The 17474-nt window shown below is 60.7% G+C and carries 16 protein-coding genes; 9 read left to right on the top strand and 7 right to left on the bottom strand.

Annotated elements, in window-relative coordinates; genetic code table 11:
• Positions 1–37: 37 nt before the first annotated feature.
• Positions 38–1504 carry an FGGY family carbohydrate kinase gene (locus PH551_RS28685; protein WP_285196039.1) on the top strand — a complete coding sequence of 489 codons (1467 nt, stop codon included), beginning with the start codon at positions 38–40 and terminating at the stop codon, positions 1502–1504.
• Between the two features lie 21 nt (positions 1505–1525).
• Positions 1526–2476, top strand: a complete 951-nt coding sequence (locus tag PH551_RS28680) for a sugar-binding transcriptional regulator (protein ID WP_085778396.1) — start codon at positions 1526–1528, stop codon at positions 2474–2476.
• A gap of 204 nt (positions 2477–2680) precedes the next feature.
• Here PH551_RS28680 and moaA read toward each other — a convergent pair whose 3' ends face one another.
• Entirely contained in the window at positions 2681–3727 is a 1047-nt protein-coding gene (gene moaA, locus PH551_RS28675; protein WP_085780093.1) for a GTP 3',8-cyclase MoaA, read from the bottom strand.
• A 183-nt stretch (positions 3728–3910) separates the two neighbouring features.
• Between moaA and PH551_RS28670 the strand changes: the two genes are divergently transcribed.
• Together PH551_RS28670 and PH551_RS28665 are read left to right on the top strand one after the other, a co-directional pair.
• The gene (locus PH551_RS28670) at positions 3911–4285 is read left to right on the top strand and encodes a gamma-butyrobetaine hydroxylase family protein (protein WP_020921463.1); all 375 of its coding nucleotides are present in this window, start codon (positions 3911–3913) and stop codon (positions 4283–4285) included.
• 28 nt (positions 4286–4313) lie between these two features.
• Complete coding sequence (locus PH551_RS28665; protein ID WP_285196038.1) at positions 4314–5504, top strand: low temperature requirement protein A; 1191 nt, start codon at positions 4314–4316, stop codon at positions 5502–5504.
• Positions 5505–5607: 103 nt separating this feature from the next.
• Here the strand turns inward: PH551_RS28665 and PH551_RS28660 are convergent, their stop codons facing one another.
• Positions 5608–6075: a MarR family winged helix-turn-helix transcriptional regulator gene (locus PH551_RS28660; RefSeq protein WP_085778395.1), complete on the bottom strand. Its 468-nt coding sequence runs from the start codon at positions 6073–6075 to the stop codon at positions 5608–5610.
• 47 nt (positions 6076–6122) lie between these two features.
• Between PH551_RS28660 and PH551_RS28655 the strand changes: the two genes are divergently transcribed.
• Positions 6123–7097, top strand: coding sequence for an alpha/beta hydrolase (locus PH551_RS28655; protein ID WP_285196037.1), 975 nt, complete (start codon positions 6123–6125; stop codon positions 7095–7097).
• Positions 7098–7133: 36 nt separating this feature from the next.
• Positions 7134–7745, top strand: coding sequence for a pyridoxamine 5'-phosphate oxidase family protein (locus tag PH551_RS28650; RefSeq protein ID WP_085778393.1), 612 nt, complete (start codon positions 7134–7136; stop codon positions 7743–7745).
• 190 nt (positions 7746–7935) lie between these two features.
• On the opposite strand, the gene PH551_RS28645 is transcribed toward PH551_RS28650, so the two are convergent.
• The 3 genes from PH551_RS28645 to PH551_RS28635 all read right to left on the bottom strand — a co-directional run bounded on the left by PH551_RS28645 (position 7936) and on the right by PH551_RS28635 (position 11233).
• Positions 7936–9003 (bottom strand): GGDEF domain-containing protein, encoded by a 1068-nt coding sequence (locus PH551_RS28645; protein ID WP_085778392.1) that lies wholly within the window; start codon positions 9001–9003, stop codon positions 7936–7938.
• A 237-nt stretch (positions 9004–9240) separates the two neighbouring features.
• On the bottom strand, positions 9241–9423 hold the full coding sequence (locus PH551_RS28640; protein WP_157131404.1) for a hypothetical protein: 183 nt from the start codon (positions 9421–9423) through the stop codon (positions 9241–9243).
• Positions 9424–9625: 202 nt separating this feature from the next.
• Entirely contained in the window at positions 9626–11233 is a 1608-nt protein-coding gene (locus PH551_RS28635) for a fumarate hydratase (protein ID WP_285196034.1), read from the bottom strand.
• Positions 11234–11481: 248 nt separating this feature from the next.
• Here PH551_RS28635 and PH551_RS28630 point away from each other — a divergent pair, with 248 nt between their 5' ends.
• A complete protein-coding gene (locus PH551_RS28630; RefSeq protein WP_285196033.1) occupies positions 11482–12309 on the top strand; it encodes a VCBS domain-containing protein in 828 nt (275 codons plus the stop codon).
• Between the two features lie 178 nt (positions 12310–12487).
• Here PH551_RS28630 and fumC read toward each other — a convergent pair whose 3' ends face one another.
• Positions 12488–13879: a class II fumarate hydratase gene (fumC, locus tag PH551_RS28625; RefSeq protein ID WP_085778389.1), complete on the bottom strand. Its 1392-nt coding sequence runs from the start codon at positions 13877–13879 to the stop codon at positions 12488–12490.
• Here fumC and PH551_RS28620 point away from each other — a divergent pair.
• Complete coding sequence (locus PH551_RS28620; protein ID WP_285196032.1) at positions 13878–14207, top strand: hypothetical protein; 330 nt, start codon at positions 13878–13880, stop codon at positions 14205–14207. The two genes, fumC and PH551_RS28620, sit on opposite strands and share 2 nt — an antisense overlap.
• A gap of 75 nt (positions 14208–14282) precedes the next feature.
• Entirely contained in the window at positions 14283–16184 is a 1902-nt protein-coding gene (locus tag PH551_RS28615; RefSeq protein ID WP_085778388.1) for a L,D-transpeptidase family protein, read from the top strand.
• 582 nt (positions 16185–16766) lie between these two features.
• Here PH551_RS28615 and PH551_RS28610 read toward each other — a convergent pair.
• Positions 16767–17471, bottom strand: a complete 705-nt coding sequence (locus PH551_RS28610; protein WP_285196070.1) for an HAD family hydrolase — start codon at positions 17469–17471, stop codon at positions 16767–16769.
• Positions 17472–17474: the final 3 nt, after the last annotated feature.

Raw genomic sequence — 17474 nt, 5'->3', positions numbered from 1 at the left:
TGCCGTCCCGGCCAGCACCTGATCCGGGGAGGATAGAATGCGGGCAATTCTGGCAATCGACCAGGGCACGACCAATTCAAAGGCAGTTCTCGTTTCCGAGAAGGGAAAAATCATCGGCAGAGGTTCGGCTCCTGTCGGTATCGGCTATCCGAAGCCGGGCTGGGTCGAACAAGACCCACAACGGCTCTACGCATCGGTCTGCGAAGCGGTCGACGCCTGCCTGAAGGCTGGCCCCGATGTGACTATCGAGGCCGTAGCTATTTCCAACCAGCGCGAGTCCGTCACCGCCTGGGACGCCGACACCGGAGAGGCGCTCGGACCGGTGGTCAGCTGGCAGTGCCGTCGAACGGCACAGGATTGCGAACGTTTGATTGCCGAAGGCCAGCTTGCCCGGGTGCAGGCGCTGACAGGCCTGCCATTGGATCCAATGTTCCCGGGTTCGAAATTCCGATGGCTGCTCGACCGCATTCCGGCCGGGCGATCGGTGCGGCTGGGAACGATCGACAGCTGGCTCGTCCACTGCGTGACGGGGGGGCGCCGGTATGCCTGCGACGCGTCGAATGCCGCCAGGAGCCAGTTGTTCGATCTCAGGGAGCAGAGATGGAGCGAAGAGCTCGGCGAGATCTTCGGCGTCGATATCGCGCTGCTGCCCGAGGTCCTCGACAGCTCCGCCGATTTCGGCAGGACCCAAGGCTTGCCGGGTGTGCCTGACGGTACTCCCATCATGGCCGCGATCGGCGACAGCCACGCCGCCCTGTTCGGTCATGGGGCCTTCAGGCCGGGCGACGGCAAGGTGACCTTCGGGACCGGCTCTTCGGTCATGACGACGCTTTCCCAGTTCATTCCTCCACGCAACGGCATCACGACAACGGTCGCGTGGCGTATCGGGGGAAAGCCGACTTTCGCTTTCGAAGGCAATATTCTGGTTTGCGCCGCCAGTCTTCCCTGGATGGCTGACATTCTCGGCCTCGCGGATGTCGCGGCCCTTGTCGAACTTGCAGCGAGCGCCGAGCGGGGCGGACCTGGATTCGTGCCGGCGTTCGTCGGCCTGGGTGCGCCTTACTGGAATGCCGATGCACGTGCGCTGTTCTCCCAGATCGACTTCAATACCACACGCGCGCAGATGGCTCGCTCGGTAACTGACTCCATCGCCTTGCAGGTGCATGACGTGATCGCGGCAATGCGGAGGCAGAGCGGTGGCGAACTTGGCGCGCTCTATGTCGATGGCGGACCGAGCCAGAATCGCTTCCTGATGCAGTGTGTGTCGAACCTGATCGAACATCCCGTGATCCAGTGCGAAGCACCCGAGGCGTCGGCCTTGGGCGCTGCATATCTCGCGGGGCTCTCGCTCGGCATGTGGAGCGATCTCCATGTTGTCGCGACGTTGCCGCGAAACACTGAGATCATCGAGCCGCAACCCATGGACCGCGCGGGACTTCTCGATACCTGGAATGATGCGCTCGCCCGCTCGACGTCCCGCGAAACACAGGCTAAAGGTGAATAAAAATTCAATCTGGGATTAGCGATGACTCGCCTCAACGAACTCCGCCTCATTTCAAGGGTCGCCCAGATGTACCACATAGAGGGACGGCGACAGGCGGAGATCGCAGAGCACCTTCGCCTGTCGCAGGCGACGGTGTCGCGGATGCTGAAGCGCGCTGAGGCTGAAGACATCGTGCGAACCAGCGTGATCCCTCCCGTCGGCACCTATAGCGAGCTTGAGGGCGCGCTTCGCGAGAAATACGGTCTGCCGGAGGCGATCGTCGTCGAGTGCACGGAAGATCGGGACGGGGCCATCATGGCCCGGATCGGCGAGGCAGCGGCGCATCTCTTGGAGGTGACGCTGGCGCCAGGGGAGATCATCGGCGTTTCGAGCTGGAGCCAGACCATTTTCAAGATGGTCGAGAACATCCATCCTCAGAAGAGCGCTCAGGCGAAATACGTCGTCCAGACCCTTGGAGGCATGGGCGATCCTTCGGTGCAGACGCATGCGACGCAGCTGACCACGCGGCTTGCACGACTGACCGGCGCCGAGCCGAAACTGCTGCCCGTGCAGGGCGTTACGACATCAAGGGAAGCAAAACTTCTGATGCAGGCCGACCCGTTCGTGCGCGAGACGATGGACCTGTTCGGCAGCATAACGCTTGCGATCGTCGGAATCGGAGCCGTCGAACCGTCCGAACTTCTCGCACGGTCCGGCAACATCTTTTCGTCCCGCGAACTCTCCGATCTCGCGGAAGCGGGCGCCGTCGGCGATATCTCGCTTCGCTTCTTCGATAGGAACGGCAAGCCGGTCAAGACGCCGCTGGACGACCGGGTCATCGGGCTTCCGCTCGAGGATCTCGAACGGGTGGATCGGGTCATCGCTCTTGCCGGGGGCGCCAAGAAGACCGAGGCGATCGCAGGCGCGCTTCGCGTCGGGGTGATCGATATGCTTGTGACCGACAAATTTACCGCGCAGCGATTGATCGACTGACGGGTAGGATAGCGCCCGCCGCACCCGCCCGGGGGGTCCACTTAGAACGACGGCTGATCGTCGTGGCCTGAGGCTCTCCCGCGAGCCCGGCTGGATACTTGGGAGTTTGCCGCACCGTATCCCTGCCCCTCGTTCGAATTCAGGGTGTTCGGCGCTGCGATCGATTCACTGGATTGATCGCTCCCCCCTTTGCGGGGCCGGGCCTCACCCGCCAGTGACACTCATGTGCCGCGCCACAGCGGGACGATTATGAGTCCGGTCGATGATGAAGTCGTGGCCTTTTGGCTTGCGGGTGATGGCTTCGTCGATGGCGGCGCAGAGGAGGGCGTCGTCCTCGGTGGCGCGGAGCGCGGCACGCAGATCCGCGGCGTCGTTCTGGCCCAGGCACATATAGAGCGTGCCGGTGCAGGTGAGCCGAACGCGGTTGCAGCTCTCGCAGAAATTATGGGTCATCGGCGTGATGAAGCCGAGGCGGCCGCCGGTTTCGGAAACCCTGACGTAACGCGCCGGGCCGCCGGTCTGGAAATCAATGTCAGTTAGCGTGAACTGACGTTCGAAATCGGCGCGCAACTCTGAGAGCGGCAGGTATTGATCGGTGCGGTCCTCTTCGATCTCGCCCATCGGCATGGTTTCGATGACGGTGAGGTCCATGTCGCGACCATGGGCGAAGCGCAGGAGATCGGGCATCTCGGCATCGTTGAAATTTTTCAGCGCCACGGCATTGAGCTTGATCTTGATACCAGCTTTCTGCGCCGCGCCGATGCCTTCCAGGACCTTGTCGAAATCGCCCCAGCGGGTGATCTTGCGGAACTTGTCGGGATCGAGCGTATCGAGCGAGACGTTGATGCGGCGCACGCCGCAATCATAAAGCTCGGCGGCGTAGCGGGAAAGCTGTGAGCCGTTGGTCGTCAGCGTCAACTCATCGAGACCGGAGCCGATCTTTTCGCCGAGCTTGCGCACGAGATATATGATGTTCTTGCGCACCAGCGGCTCGCCGCCGGTCAGCCTGATCTTGCTGACACCCTTTGCGATGAAGGCCGAACAGAGGCGGTCGAGCTCTTCGAGCGTCAAAAGATCCTTCTTCGGCAGGAAGGTCATATTCTCCGCCATGCAATAGGTGCAGCGGAAGTCGCAGCGGTCGGTGACGGAGACGCGGAGATAGGTGACCGCCCGGCCGAAAGGGTCGATCATCGGATGCGCATCTGCCGTGAGCGGCGATGCGTTGCCTATCGTTCCCACTCTCTTATTCACCAATTCCTCCGCGGCGGGGATTTGAAGCGCGCCGAGCGGGATGGGCCCCGTTTTCAAGCGACATCTTTCTATTTGTGCATATGTGATTGCCCCGTCAAGGGAAACGGATTTCGCACACGCTAATTTGCGCTTGCCTCGAAAAAGCCGAACGCCTACTTCTCCAAGGGAAAGAGGGTGATAGAGATGAGCGATATCTGGCCGAGCGAACTTCGCGTTTCTAAGGACCGGCAGCGGCTGGTGGTGACCTTCAACGACGGCCAGAGCTTCGATCTTTCGGCCGAACTCCTGCGCGTTCTGTCACCGTCGGCCGAGGTGCAGGGCCACGGGCCGGGACAGAAGGTGACGGTGCCGGGCAAACGCAATGTCGCGATCGTCTCGATGACGCCGACCGGCAATTATGCGGTCCGAATCGGTTTCGATGACATGCACGATACCGGCATCTACACCTGGACCTACCTGCGCGAACTGGGCGAACGGGGGGCGGAGCTGTTTTCGGCCTATGAGGACGAACTCCGGGAAAAGGGCATGAACCGCGACACCGCGGAAAAGCCGCGCTGAATCTCAATATATGGCCATCGGGGGACACATGGCGAAAGCGAATAGAAAGAACTGGCTGCGCGCCAAAGGCAGCGCCGCCGGCAGCAAGGTGACCTTCCTCGAACTGTTCTTCGATCTGGTCTTCGTCTTTTCGATCTCGCAGCTTTCGCATGCGCTTGCCGCCCATTATACGCCTCTCGGCGCTGCCGAAGCGGCAGTGATGACCTTGGCCGTCTGGTGGGTGTGGATATTCACCGCGTGGGTGACGAACTGGCTCGATCCCGACAAGAAGCCGGTGCGCGGCATGCTGGTCGTGCTGATGATGCTGGGCCTAGTGCTTTCCGCCTCCATCCCCGAGGCCTTCGGCGACAAGGGACTGCTTTTTGCCGGCGCCTATGTGACGATGCAGGTCGGCCGCTCGCTGTTTGCCACCTATGCGATGACGCGTGTCGACCGGGCCAATACGCTGAATTTCGCGCGCATCACAAGCTGGCTTGCGGTCGCCGCCGTCTTCTGGATCGCCGGCGGGCTCTTGGAGCATGAAGCCCGGCTTATCGCATGGCTGATAGCACTTTCGATCGAATATGCCGGGCCAGCCGCGGGCTTTGCGGTGCCTGGGCTTGGCCGATCGAGGCCCGGCGACTGGGACGTTTCCGGCGCGCACATGGCTGAGCGCTGCGCGCTCTTCGTCATCATCTGCCTCGGCGAGGCGATTCTCGTTTCAGGCCGCACCTTTTCCGAGCTGCCGATTTCGGGTCTGACCAGCCTGATCTTCGTGACTGCCTTTATCGGCACGGTCGCCATGTGGTGGCTCTATTTCCGCTTCGGCCACGGGCGCGCCGCTCATCGCATCGAGCATGAGGAGACGCCGGGGGCTCTGGCGCGGCAGGCTTTCACCTACGCGCATATCCCGATCCTGGCCGGCATCATCGTGCATGCGGTGGCGGTCGAATTCATGTTCTCGCATCCGCACGAGACGGGTGACTTCGGCGTCGGGGCGGCGGTGCTCGGCGGCTCCGGTCTGTTCCTTGCCGGCAATCTCTGGTTCAAGGGCGCGACCAGCGGGCAGATGCCACTGTCGCATCTTGCCGGCCTCGTGTTGGTGATCCTGCTAGCCTTCGCAGCGCCCTTCCTCGAGGTCTATCTGCTCGGCATCCTGGCGACGCTGGTGCTGATCATCGTCGCCGCCTGGGAATATCGCTCGCTGAGCGGCACATCGACGGCGCCGTCGCTGCATTGAACCTCAAGCGCCTCGCCTCGAACTTGGTTCATGCGAGGCGCTTGAGGGTCTTTTTATGCATGTCGTCCTCCCAAGACCGCTGCACACTTTTGGGCAACATGCATCAGTCATCGTCGCGCAGATCTTTCAGCAGCACGGCGATGATGCGCTCCATCGAGGTGGCCGTCGCCATGCATTGTTCGATCGGCTCGTCCGAGAGGGTGCGTTCGATGAGATCGGTCTGGATCGCCATCGCCGCCTCGGTCACTTTGCGGCCTTCGCCGGTGAGATAAAGGCGCAGCACCCGCTTGTCGCGCTCGTCGCCGCGCCGCTCGATCAGACCCCGTTGCTCCATCTGCGGCAGCAGCATGCTCATGTTGGAGCGGCCGACGAGAAGCTTGCGCGCCAGCTCCTGCTGCGAGATACCCTCGAAACGGTAGAGATTGACCAGAATATCGAGGTGTGGCGGCTTGATATCGAGATCGGCAAGCGAGCGGGTCAGGGACTGCTGCATCAGCTGGCAAGCGCGTGCCACCGCGATCCAGCTGCGAAAACGCGGATGATCCCAGGGCAGGGATTGATTTTTGTTCATCGTTGTACTTTATTGTTCAGTGTTGAACAGTCTTTTGGATTCCCACTATGGCAAATTTCGCGCTTGAGGTCACCCGCCTCGGATTTCGGGTTCTGCAGGCGATATCGCCGCGGCTGGCGGGCAGGGCGGCATTCCTGCTGTTCTGCCGCACACCATCGCCGCGGCCGAAGGGAGAGAAGGCAAAGACGGCGCACGCGGCTGGTGCGGCGCGGCTTGCCGGCGCGGAACGCTTTGTCCTCAGGCTTGCCGGCGGCGCCAAAGCGCATGCCTATCGCCTCAACGGCGGAGCGATCGGTCAGCGCAAGCGCTACCTCGTCACGCATGGCTGGGGCTCGAGCACCGTCTACATGGCAGATCTCGTCTCGATGCTGGCGGCGACAGGTGCCGAGGTGGTGGCGCTCGATTTTCCCGGCCATGGGCACGCGGGTGGCCGTTTCCTGCATATGGGGCTTGCGGTCCAGGCGATCGCGGCAGCAGGGGAGCGCTTCGGTGCATTCGACGCGGCGATTGGCCATTCCTTCGGGGGCGCGGCGCTGATGGTCTCGGCGGCGGGCCTGATCCCGGATGCTGCGCCCGTTACCGGGGAGCGACTGGTGCTGATCGGCGCGCCGAGCGAGATGGCCTGGCTTTTCACTGATTTCGGACGGATGATCGGGCTTCGCGCCGCCGCGCAGGCTGCGTTGGAGAATGAGGTTCATCGTGTCACTGGGCGAAGACTCGGAGATTTCGACGCCAACAATACGGCGGGCTCGATCGGCCGGTCGGTCCTGGTGATCCACGCCGAGGACGACAAGGAAGTGTCAGCGGCCCATGCCCGGCGTTACGGCGCGGCGAGTAAGAGAATGCGGCTGTTCTGGGCGAACGGTTTCGGCCATCGGCGCATCATCGGCGCGCCTCCGGTGCTCGGCGCGATCGCGGCCTTTCTCGCAGTCGGCGTGGACGAGGGAACCGACGAAAGCATCAAAAAAGATGCTGAGATCATTCCGCTATTTGAGCTTCCGGCGAGGCGCGTGGCATTGTAGCGTCCGTGGCAAAGATCAGCCGCGGCGGGACGCTTCATGAAAATCATCAGCAGCATCGAAGAGCTCAATACCATCTATGGCGCCGGCCTATCACAGGCTTCGGTCGACAAGGTGACCAAGCGGTTGACGCCGCTTTACCGTCAGATGATCGAAATCTCGCCGTTTGCGGCGCTTGCGACCGTCGGGCCGGAAGGGCTTGATTGTTCGCCACGTGGCGATCTCGGCGGCGTAGTGCGCGTCGTCGACGACGAGACGCTGTATCTGCCGGATTGGCGCGGCAACAACCGTGTGGATTCGCTCTCCAATATCGTGCGTGATCCCAGGCTCGCGCTGATGTTTCTGATCCCCGGCTCCAACACCACGATGCGCATCAACGGCCGCGGCGTCGTCTCGAACGACGATGCGCTGCTTTCGAGTTTCGAGATGGACGGCAAACATCCGCGCACCGTCATCGTCATTTCGATCGACGAGGTCTATTTCCAGTGTGCGCGCGCCGTGATACGCGCCGAACTCTGGAATGCCGGGCATTTTGCTGATCCGGCGAGCTTGCCGACGCCGGGCCAGATGCTGAAGGCTGCCGTCAGCGATTTCGATCAGGAAACCTACGACCGGGAATGGCCGGGACGGGCGGCGAAGACGATGTGGTGAACCGCTGTCATCTCATTGTGACGGCGCAATTTTGACAGAGTTCGCCCTTTACTCGATGTTATCCTCGGCCTTGTGCTGCCTTGTGCCGAGGATCTGCTGCACCGGCGGCAGATGCTAGGGACAAGCCCGAGCACGACGAAAGAAGGTTGTCACCTTGTGGCGACAGCGTGCTTATCATGAGGGTTCCGTGTCAGGCCTTGTAGATCAGCCAGCTCTTGCTGAAGTCCTTCTGCATGCCGTCCTGATAGAGGACGATACAGTTGCGGCCGGCGTTCTTAGCGCCGTAAAGGGCGATGTCGGTCTTGCTGTAAAGCTCGCCGGCATCCTCCGCATTCGAGGCCATGCAGATGCCGATCGAAACGGTGATCGGGCCGTAATTCACCCGGGTGCGGGAATTCTTGAACGGCGTAGTTTCCAGCGTGCGGCGGATGCGTTCGGCGATCGCCGTCACTTCCTCGGCTGTGTTGCCCTCGATGATCAGGGCAAATTCCTCGCCGCCGGCACGGGCGACGAAGACGTCTCGCCGGACATTGCTGCGGATGACGGAGGCGACCGTGGCGAGAATCTTGTCGCCGACGGGATGGCCGTAGGTGTCGTTTATCTTCTTGAAGTTGTCGATGTCGGCGAGCAGCAGGGCGGTTACCGGCCGCATGCCGGGATTGTTGAAGACCGCTGACAGCCGGTCATCGAAGGCGCGGCGGTTGGAAAGGCGCGTCAGTGAATCGGTGTTGGCGATGCGCTTGTATTCATCGAGTTCCTTGCGGACTTGGTCCATCTCCTGCGAGCGCTGGACGACGTCCTCGACGGTGCGTTCGCCATGCGCCATGGTATCGCCAGTCGCCTGGCTCAAAAGTTCGATAGCGCTTTCGATCAATTCGGCGCTGGCATTGCTCTTGGAGGTGATGCGCTTATGGGTCTCGCCGAGCAGCCTTGTATAGCTTTCGAGCGAACTTTGCTCCTGCCTCAGGATTCGCAGCAGGCCGTCGAGTTCGCCTGATATGCGCGTATGGGCATCGTCGAAGACGCGTGCGGGGCTGCTGGTGAAATACTGCGCGCCCAGCGCATCGAGTTCGGCCTGGGTCGCCTGGCTGCCGAGAGCTGCGAGTTCACGGGTGAGCGCCGGATTGGAGCCGATATAGGCCTCGTAGAAGAGTTCGTAATTGCGGGGTATCGGCGCGACGCCCATCGAGCGCATTGCGTAGGTGATCTGGCCCGCTACGTCGGGAACCTGCACCTTGGGCGCGACAGCCGTATTCATCCGGCAAACTCCTCATTTCTTCGAAGGCAATATTTATTTGTTAGCTTAAATTTCTTGGGAAAAGATTAAAGCGACATATACCAAAGATTACATATGAAAACTTCGCGGCCGGTTAGTACTTCAAGTACGTCTATGATTTTTCAAGGAAAAACGTATCCTTATCGGGACAGTGCATACCCGTTGCGCGGGAGGCGGTATTTAAAAAACTTACAGCTCTTTTCTCCTTAGAGATCGTATTCATCTTGTCGACAGTAAGTTTTGGTTGTTTCCTATTTTCGGAAGCAATGCGGAATGACGGTTCACCGCCAAACCCGACACCGCCAAAAAGCCAGGACGTAAGATCATGGAAAGCGGCCGCGCCATTTTTTCGTTATCCTCGTTTTCATCGTCTTCGCAGGCGGTGCCTTGCTGCTGGAGCATGCCCGTCTCTTTGCCGGCGCATTCCGGACGGAGATTCTGGCGCGGGTGGATGATGGAGATGTGATAAGCGCCGCAGATAATCAGTAAGCGCGCAAATATCGGAAGGTCGCGCCGTGCGGCGCCTTATCCGGCAGGCGGATGAGGGGCTTTACGGCAAGCCGTCAGCTTCCCCTTCACCTGACTTCAAAGACACACCAGACAATCACCCCAAATTCAATTCCTGGAAGAAATCATTGCCTTTGTCGTCGATGACGATGAAGGCGGGAAAGTCTTCGACCTCGATCTTCCAGACCGCTTCCATGCCGAGCTCAGGATATTCCAGCACTTCGACCTTGCGGATGCAGTCTTTGGCGAGGCGGGCGGCGGGGCCGCCGATCGAGCCCAGGTAAAAGCCGCCATGTTTCTTGCATGCCTCGCGCACAGCGCGCGAGCGGTTGCCCTTGGCGAGCATCACCATCGAGCCGCCGAAGGACTGGAACTGGTCGACGTAGCTGTCCATGCGGCCGGCCGTCGTCGGGCCGAAGGAGCCGGAGGCATAACCGGCCGGCGTCTTGGCGGGGCCGGCATAATAGACCGGGTGATTTTTCAGGTAGTCGGGCATGCCTTCGCCCTTCTCCAGCCGTTCGCGGATCTTGGCATGGGCGAGGTCGCGGGCGACGATAATGGTGCCCGTCAGCGAAAGGCGCGTCTTGACGGGGTGCCTCGATAGTTCGGCGAGCACTTCGGCCATCGGCTTGTTGAGGTCGATATGCACGGTCGATTCCGACAGTTTCGCTTCGTCGATCTCCGGCATGTATTTCGACGGATCGGTTTCGAGCTGCTCGACAAAGATGCCGTCGCGGGTGATCTTGCCCTTGGCTTGGCGGTCGGCGGAACAGGAGACGCCGAGGCCGATCGGCAGCGAGGCGCCGTGGCGGGGCAGGCGGATGACGCGCACGTCATGGCAGAAATACTTGCCGCCGAACTGAGCGCCGACGCCCATCTGCTGCGTCAGCTTGTGGATTTCCTTTTCCATTTCGATGTCGCGGAAGGCATGGCCGCTCTCGGAGCCTTCGGTCGGCAGTTCGTCGAGATAACGGGTCGACGCAAGCTTGACGGTTTTCAGGTTCATCTCCGCCGAGGTGCCGCCGATCACGATCGCCAGATGATAGGGAGGACAGGCTGCCGTCCCCAACGTCAGGATCTTCTCCGTAAGGAAGTCGATCATCCGGTCGTGGGTCAAAAGCGAAGGCGTACCCTGATAGAGGAAGGTCTTGTTGGCTGAACCGCCGCCCTTGGCGACGAAGAGAAAGTCGTAGGAGTCCGTGCCTTCCTCATAGATATCGATCTGCGCCGGCAGGTTATTCCTAGTGTTCTTCTCTTCGAACATCTTGATCGGCGCGAGCTGCGAATAACGCAGGTTCTTCTTTTCATAAGCGTCGAGCACGCCTCTCGAAAGCGCCGCCGCATCACCGCCCTCTGTCCAGACCCTGCGGCCCTTCTTGCCCATAATGATCGCCGTGCCGGTGTCCTGGCACATGGGCAGCACGCCGCCGGCGGCAATATTGGCGTTCTTCAGCAGATCATAGGCAACGAAACGATCGTTGTCGGTCGCTTCAGGATCGTCGAGGATGGCGGCAAGCTGCTTCAGATGGCCGGGGCGCAGCAGGTGGTTGATGTCGGCAAAGGCGGTTTCGGCAAGCAGCCGGATTCCCTCGGAATCAACCGCCAGGATTTCCTGGCCCTTGAAATTGTCGACCGAGACGTAATCGCTGCTGATCTTGCGATAGGGGGTGGCATCCTTGCCAAGCGGGAAGAGATCGTCAGCCATCCAAGTGACCTTTCTGGTGGGCGTGCGTCGCTAAAATTGGAACCGGTCTAAATCTGCTGCGAAGCAAATGCAATTAGGATGGGGCGGAGTCTGGAGCTGGGGCCATATGGTGCCACATTTTGCAACCTGCCCGGCACACGCAATAAGCGAGGTGAAAGCGAGATCTGTCGCGAAGCGGCCGACTTCAGGTTGCCTTCAGTTCAAGCCCGGTTCATATTCCCGGCAGCGTTAACCTGCCGGGGCTTCCAATGACAAATGCAAAGCCAACTGCTGTCGACGACCTTCTCGTTTTTTTCGAACATGACTGGATCAGGGGCGATCTGCTGCGCCTCGCCAGCGATCCCGAAGGAGCGGCCATGTATGTTCGCTTCGTCAATGGCGTCCGCATCGACGCCAAACATGGGCCTGACCACGAAACGATCATTGAGGGCAAGTACGGAACCTTCAAAGTGACACCTGACGGTCACTTCACATATGAGCTGGATTACACGCTCGACGTGGTGAAGAATTTGGGTAAGTCCGATCAGCTCATCGAAAAGCTGAATTACAAGATGTCCGATGGCTCCGGGGGCACGGATCTCGGCGTGCTGACCCTGGCGATCGACGGCGTCAACGAAGACGAAAAATACCACGAAGTCCTGGATTTCGATGATATGGGAGTCTTATCAAGGGCAGATGATTTCTCTCTTCCCAATTACCGTGGCTTTGCGCTCTCCGTGAACGGCAGCCACGACCTGACGCTTCTGAACGGCATCGTCTATGATACCATTCCGGGCGTCGACGCCATTACCGAGGACGGTTTCAGCGATACCGTTCTGTCGCCGGGTTCTGCGCCCGTAACCCTGAAAATGGTCGATGGCGGGGAGTTCACCTTTCAGAGCGTTTCGATCGCCGAATTGTCGGCGTCGCCCTTTCACCTGACGCTCACAGCCCTGAGCGACGGCCAGATCGTCTATCAGCAGGAACTCGAGGTTACCGGGCCCAATCTCGAGGTCGATATCGAAGACATCGAAGAAATCCGCTTCGACTTCATGGGCAATTCGGTGGTGATGGACAATTTTTCGCTGTTGGTTTGAGGCTTGTCTGGTGTGCCGTGTGTGCCCGTCACCCTAACCCTCTCCCCGTAAAAACGGGGCGAGGGGACGTGCCCTGCGAGAGGTTGGCGAGGGACTGAGACATTGCGGCTATCTCCCCTTCGCCACGCAAGCGGGAAGGTGCCGGCAGGCGGATGAGAGGCGTTGCGCCTGTTGTCCTTTACTTCGGTCCGATCATCGTTTCCGGGCGCACGATCGCGTCATATTCTTCCGACGTCACCAGGCCGCTGGCGAGCGCCTCCTCCTTCAAAGTCGTGCCATTCTTGTGCGCCGTCTTGGCGATCTTGGCGGCGGCGTCGTAGCCGATCTTGGGGGCGAGGGCGGTGACCAGCATCAGCGAGCGCTCGAGGCCGGCCTTGATATTGTCCTCGCGCGCCTCGATGCCGACAACGCAGTTGTCGGTGAAGGAGACGGCCGCGTCGGCAAGCAGCTGCACCGACTGCAGGAAATTATAGGCCATCATCGGATTGTAGACGTTGAGTTCGAAATGGCCCTGGCTATCGGCAAAAGTCAGCGCGGCGTGGTTGCCGAAGATGTGGATGCAAACCTGCGTTAATGCTTCGCACTGAGTCGGATTGACCTTGCCGGGCATGATCGACGAGCCTGGCTCGTTTTCCGGCAGTGCCAGTTCACCCAGGCCGGCGCGCGGGCCGGAGCCGAGCAGGCGAATATCGTTGGCGATCTTGAAGAGGGCGGCAGCCGCCGCATTGATGGCGCCATGCGAAAAGACCATGCTATCATGCGAGGCGAGCGCTTCGAACTTGTTCGGCGCGCTGACGAAGGGCATGCCGGTGATATCAGCGATCTCTTCGGCGACCTTCTCGGCAAAGCCGACCGGCGCGTTGAGGCCGGTGCCGACGGCGGTGCCGCCCTGGGCGAGCTCGCAGAGGCCCGGCAGGGTCATCTCGATGCGCTTGATGGCCGAGCCGACCTGGGCGGCATAGCCGGAGAATTCCTGGCCGAGCGTCAGTGGTGTGGCATCCTGAGTATGGGTGCGGCCGATCTTGATGATGTGGCTGAACTCGGTGACCTTCATATCCAGGGCGGCATGCAGGTGCTTCAGCGAGGGCAGCAGGTGATGGGCGATCCGTTCGGCGCAGGCGATGTGCATGGCCGTCGGATAGGTGTCGTTCGACGACTGGCTCATATTGACGTGATCGTTCGGATGCACCGGCTTCTTGGAACCCATGACGCCGCCGAGCATTTCTATGGCACGATTGGAGATCACCTCGTTGGCATTCATGTTGGACTGTGTGCCGGAACCGGTCTGCCAGACGACCAGTGGAAAGTGCTCGTCGAGCTTGCCGTCGATCACTTCCTGGGCGGCGTCGACGATGGCCTTGCCCAGCGCCGGATCGAGCTGGCCGAGCGACATGTTGGCGCGGGCGGCCGCCTGTTTCACGATGCCGAGCGCGCGCACGATCGACAGCGGCTGCTTTTCCCAGCCGATCTTGAAATTGCCGAGCGAACGCTCGGCCTGGGCGCCCCAATATCGGTCGGCGGCGACATCGATGGGGCCAAAAGTATCGGTTTCGGTGCGGGTTGCGGTCATGAGCCTTGCCTTCCTCTCGCATGCTGTTTTCTGGCATCTTCGAAAGATGTGGTCTTATAGGTTGGAAACCAGGGTAAGAAAACAGGATGCTGTGCGAAATATTGATACTCACAGTCATGTTTGCGCCGGCCGAGCGGCGTGCTTTTTCGGCCACGTTGGAAATTTTATGTATCGGCACGTTTTTGCCGTACTGGTCCGGCGGCGAAAATTCGGTAAAAAATTAACTAATAATTTCATAATTTTGTGTGAACTGCTGTGCGGCGCCGCGCAGGATTCCTCTCACATGAAATTGAGTCCGCCAGCGCTGGCGGCGAAGGCCGGTTTCTGATCAATGAGGCCCTACGCTGCTTGAGTTTCGCGGGATTTGAGCTGAGAACAGCATGACATCGGGACTGGAATATATATGACGTTCGTTTTGAAAAGCGCGGTATCCGCATTGGCAGTTTCCTGCGGCCTGGCAATGATGGCCGCTCCCGCGCATGCCTATACGCTGATGGATATGCTGCGCGGCGACAGGCAGCGGACCCAGAGCACCATTTTCATGGATCAGATGCCGCCTGGGCGTGTGGCGCCGCGTGGCGGCGAAGGCGGATCGCTTGGCGGGCTTGACCCGGAGGCGCCGCTGCCGAAGGTGAGCGGTCCGCGTTATTACACCTATAAGACCGAAGCCCTGCAGTTCGTCGATACCAGCAAGTTTGCCGATCCTATCGTCACTGGTGCGGTTGCTGAGGTTTCGCCGGGGAGCGATTCCGAACCGGTGGTGCAGCGCCGCTTCCTGGCGCAGGCCAAGGTTCGTGCCAATGCCGACGTCGCCAAGGCGCTCGAAACCTATTACAGCGACAGCCGCAATCCGCTCGTCTGGGTCGACGGCAACCAGATCAACGAGCGCGCCCAGTCGGCAATGGCGGCGCTGGCCGATGCGGCTTCCGTGGGTCTCGACCCTGCCGATTACGCCGTGCAGGCGCCGGCCGTCGATCCGGCCAATCCCGATCCTGCTGCGCGCGACCGGGCGCTGACGCAGTTCGAGCTGGAACTTTCGGCCAAGGTGCTTGCCTTCGTGCAGGACACGGTCCGCGGCCGCATCGATCCGAACAAGATTTCCGGCTATCACGATTTCCAGCGCAAGGTCGTCAATCTGGCGCCGGTGCTGAAGCTTGCCCGCATGAGCCCCAATGCCGGCGCCTACATCGCCAGTCGTTCGCCCGATAGTACGCAGTTCGAGGCGCTGAAGGCGGAGCTTGCCAAGCTTCGCGCTGCCGACAGCAATGAGGAGCAGATCCTCATTTCGCTCCAGGGCCTGCTCAGACCCGGCGACAGCTCGCCCGAGATCGCCAATATCGTCGAGGCGCTGCAGAAGCACGGGTCCGAGACACTGAAGACCGATCATGCGGCGACGTTCGCAGCTTACGCCGGAGGCAGCGACTATTCGCCAGACATCGTCTCACTCGTCGAGGACTTCCAGAAAGAGCACGGCCTGAAGCCGGATGGTGTTATCGGCCAGGCGACGGTGCGCGCCATGACGGGCGGCGACACCAATGCCTCGAAGATCGACAAGCTCGTTGTCGCCATGGAACAGGTCCGCTGGCTGCCGGAAGATCTGGGTTCCCGTTACGTCATGATCAACCAGCCGGCCTACATGGCCTACTACCACAATGACGGCAAGGAACAGCTGTCTATGCGCGTGGTGGTCGGCGGCAAGAACAACCAGACCTATTTCTTCAACGACGAGATCGAGACGGTGGAGTTCAACCCGTTCTGGGGCGTGCCGCAGTCGATCATCATCAACGAAATGCTGCCGAAGCTGCGCTCGGACCCCAACTACCTCGATCAGCTCGGGTATGAGGTTGAGGTGAATGGCCATGCCGTCGCCTCGTCCAGCGTCGACTGGTACGGCTCGACCGCGAATGTTTCGGTGCGCCAGCCGCCAAGCGGCGATAACGCCCTCGGCGAACTGAAGATCCTGTTCCCGAACAGCCACGCGATCTACATGCACGATACGCCCTCGAAGAGCTTCTTCAAGCGCGACATGCGGGCGCTCAGCCACGGTTGTGTCCGCCTTGCCAATCCGCGCGCGATGGCGGCCGCCGTGCTCGGCACGACGGTTGACGATGTCGCCAGGCAGATTGCAAGCGGCCAGAACCATGCGGTGAAAGTGCCGCAGAAGATCCCGGTCTACGTCTCCTATTTCACCGCCTGGCCGAACAAGGACGGCGTGGTGGAGTATTTCGATGACGTTTACGGCCGTGACGCCTATGTCGAGAAGGCTTTCGACGCGACGACCAAGGCGCGTGGGGCGCAGATCTAATACAGGTTTATTGGGCTATTGAATGGGCGGTCTTCGGGCCGCCCGTTTCGTTATTGGGGTGTCTGCGTGCTGCAATATGAGGATCGGATGCGCCGTGCCGCCCCCCATCCGACCCTTCGGGCCACCGATGAAAAAAATGTAGGATATTGATGCTTGCCGGGCGAGTGGCCGCCCGCCCGGCAGCTGGTTGTCGGATCGTCACCTTCTTAGCCGTTTTGGGGCTGTGGGGAGCAGGATCGCAACCGGCTCTTCATCTGGCCCGTGTGGTTGCAGGAACCTTGGGGTTCGTATCCAAGACAGGGACGACGAAGATGACCGATAATAGCATGATCTGGCCGGAATCGATGTCGGCAAAAGCCATCTCGACATTGCCCTCCATCCCGGTAAGGCAAGGCTGAGGGTCACGTACGACACCGCTCCCCGCTGGGTAGAAGGGGAACAAGCGGCGCACACCTCGTAACAATGGGACGTTTTGATGGGAGCAGGGGATCAGAGGCTTGTCCCTTCTACCCAGCAGGGAGAAGGTGCCGGCAGGCGGATGAGGGGGCTACAACTGCAGGGCATCGGCGAAGTTTCCAGCCCTCAAACAGCAGCCTTCTCCGCATTCTCCCGCAGCAGCCTTTCCACCAACTCCACCGTTAGTTCATCATAGTGCGTGATGATCACGTCCGGGTTCAAAGTCGAGACCGGCACATCCGAGTAGCCGAAGGGCACGGCAATCGACGGCACGGCGGCGTTTCTGGCCACGGCGATATCGTTGATGCTGTCGCCGATCATCACGGTTCGGGAAATATTGCCGCCGGCGCGCTCGATGGTGCCGGTGAGGTGACGGGCGTCGGGCTTGCGGTATTGGAAGGTGTCGCCGCCGATGACTGCTTTGAAATAGTGGGCGAGATCGAGCTTGCCGAGCAGACCGAGCGCGAGGCTCTCCATCTTGTTGGTGCAGACGGCGAGGCGGTAGTCAGCGGATTTCAGGCGGTTCATCGCGGCGACCACACCGGGATAGGGTTCCGTATGGCCGGGCATATTGCCGGCATAATGGGCGACGAAGCGTTCCACCAGCAGCGGCAAGCCGTCTTCCGCGAGCGAATGGCCGCGCAGCCGGCAGGCGCGCTCGATCATCACCCGCGCTCCCTGGCCGACGAGGTGAGTGAGGTCGTCATAACTGACCGGTTCGAGGCCGAGGGCTGCGATCGTATGGTTCAGGCTTTCGACGAGATCGGCATGGGTGTCGAGAAGGGTGCCGTCGAGATCGAAGACGACGAGCGGGGCGGGGGCAGGGGTCAAGGG

The sequence above is a fragment of the Rhizobium atlanticum genome (assembly GCF_030182485.1).
Taxonomy (GTDB): domain Bacteria; phylum Pseudomonadota; class Alphaproteobacteria; order Rhizobiales; family Rhizobiaceae; genus Rhizobium.
This window is presented reverse-complemented; position numbering and strand designations above follow the sequence as displayed.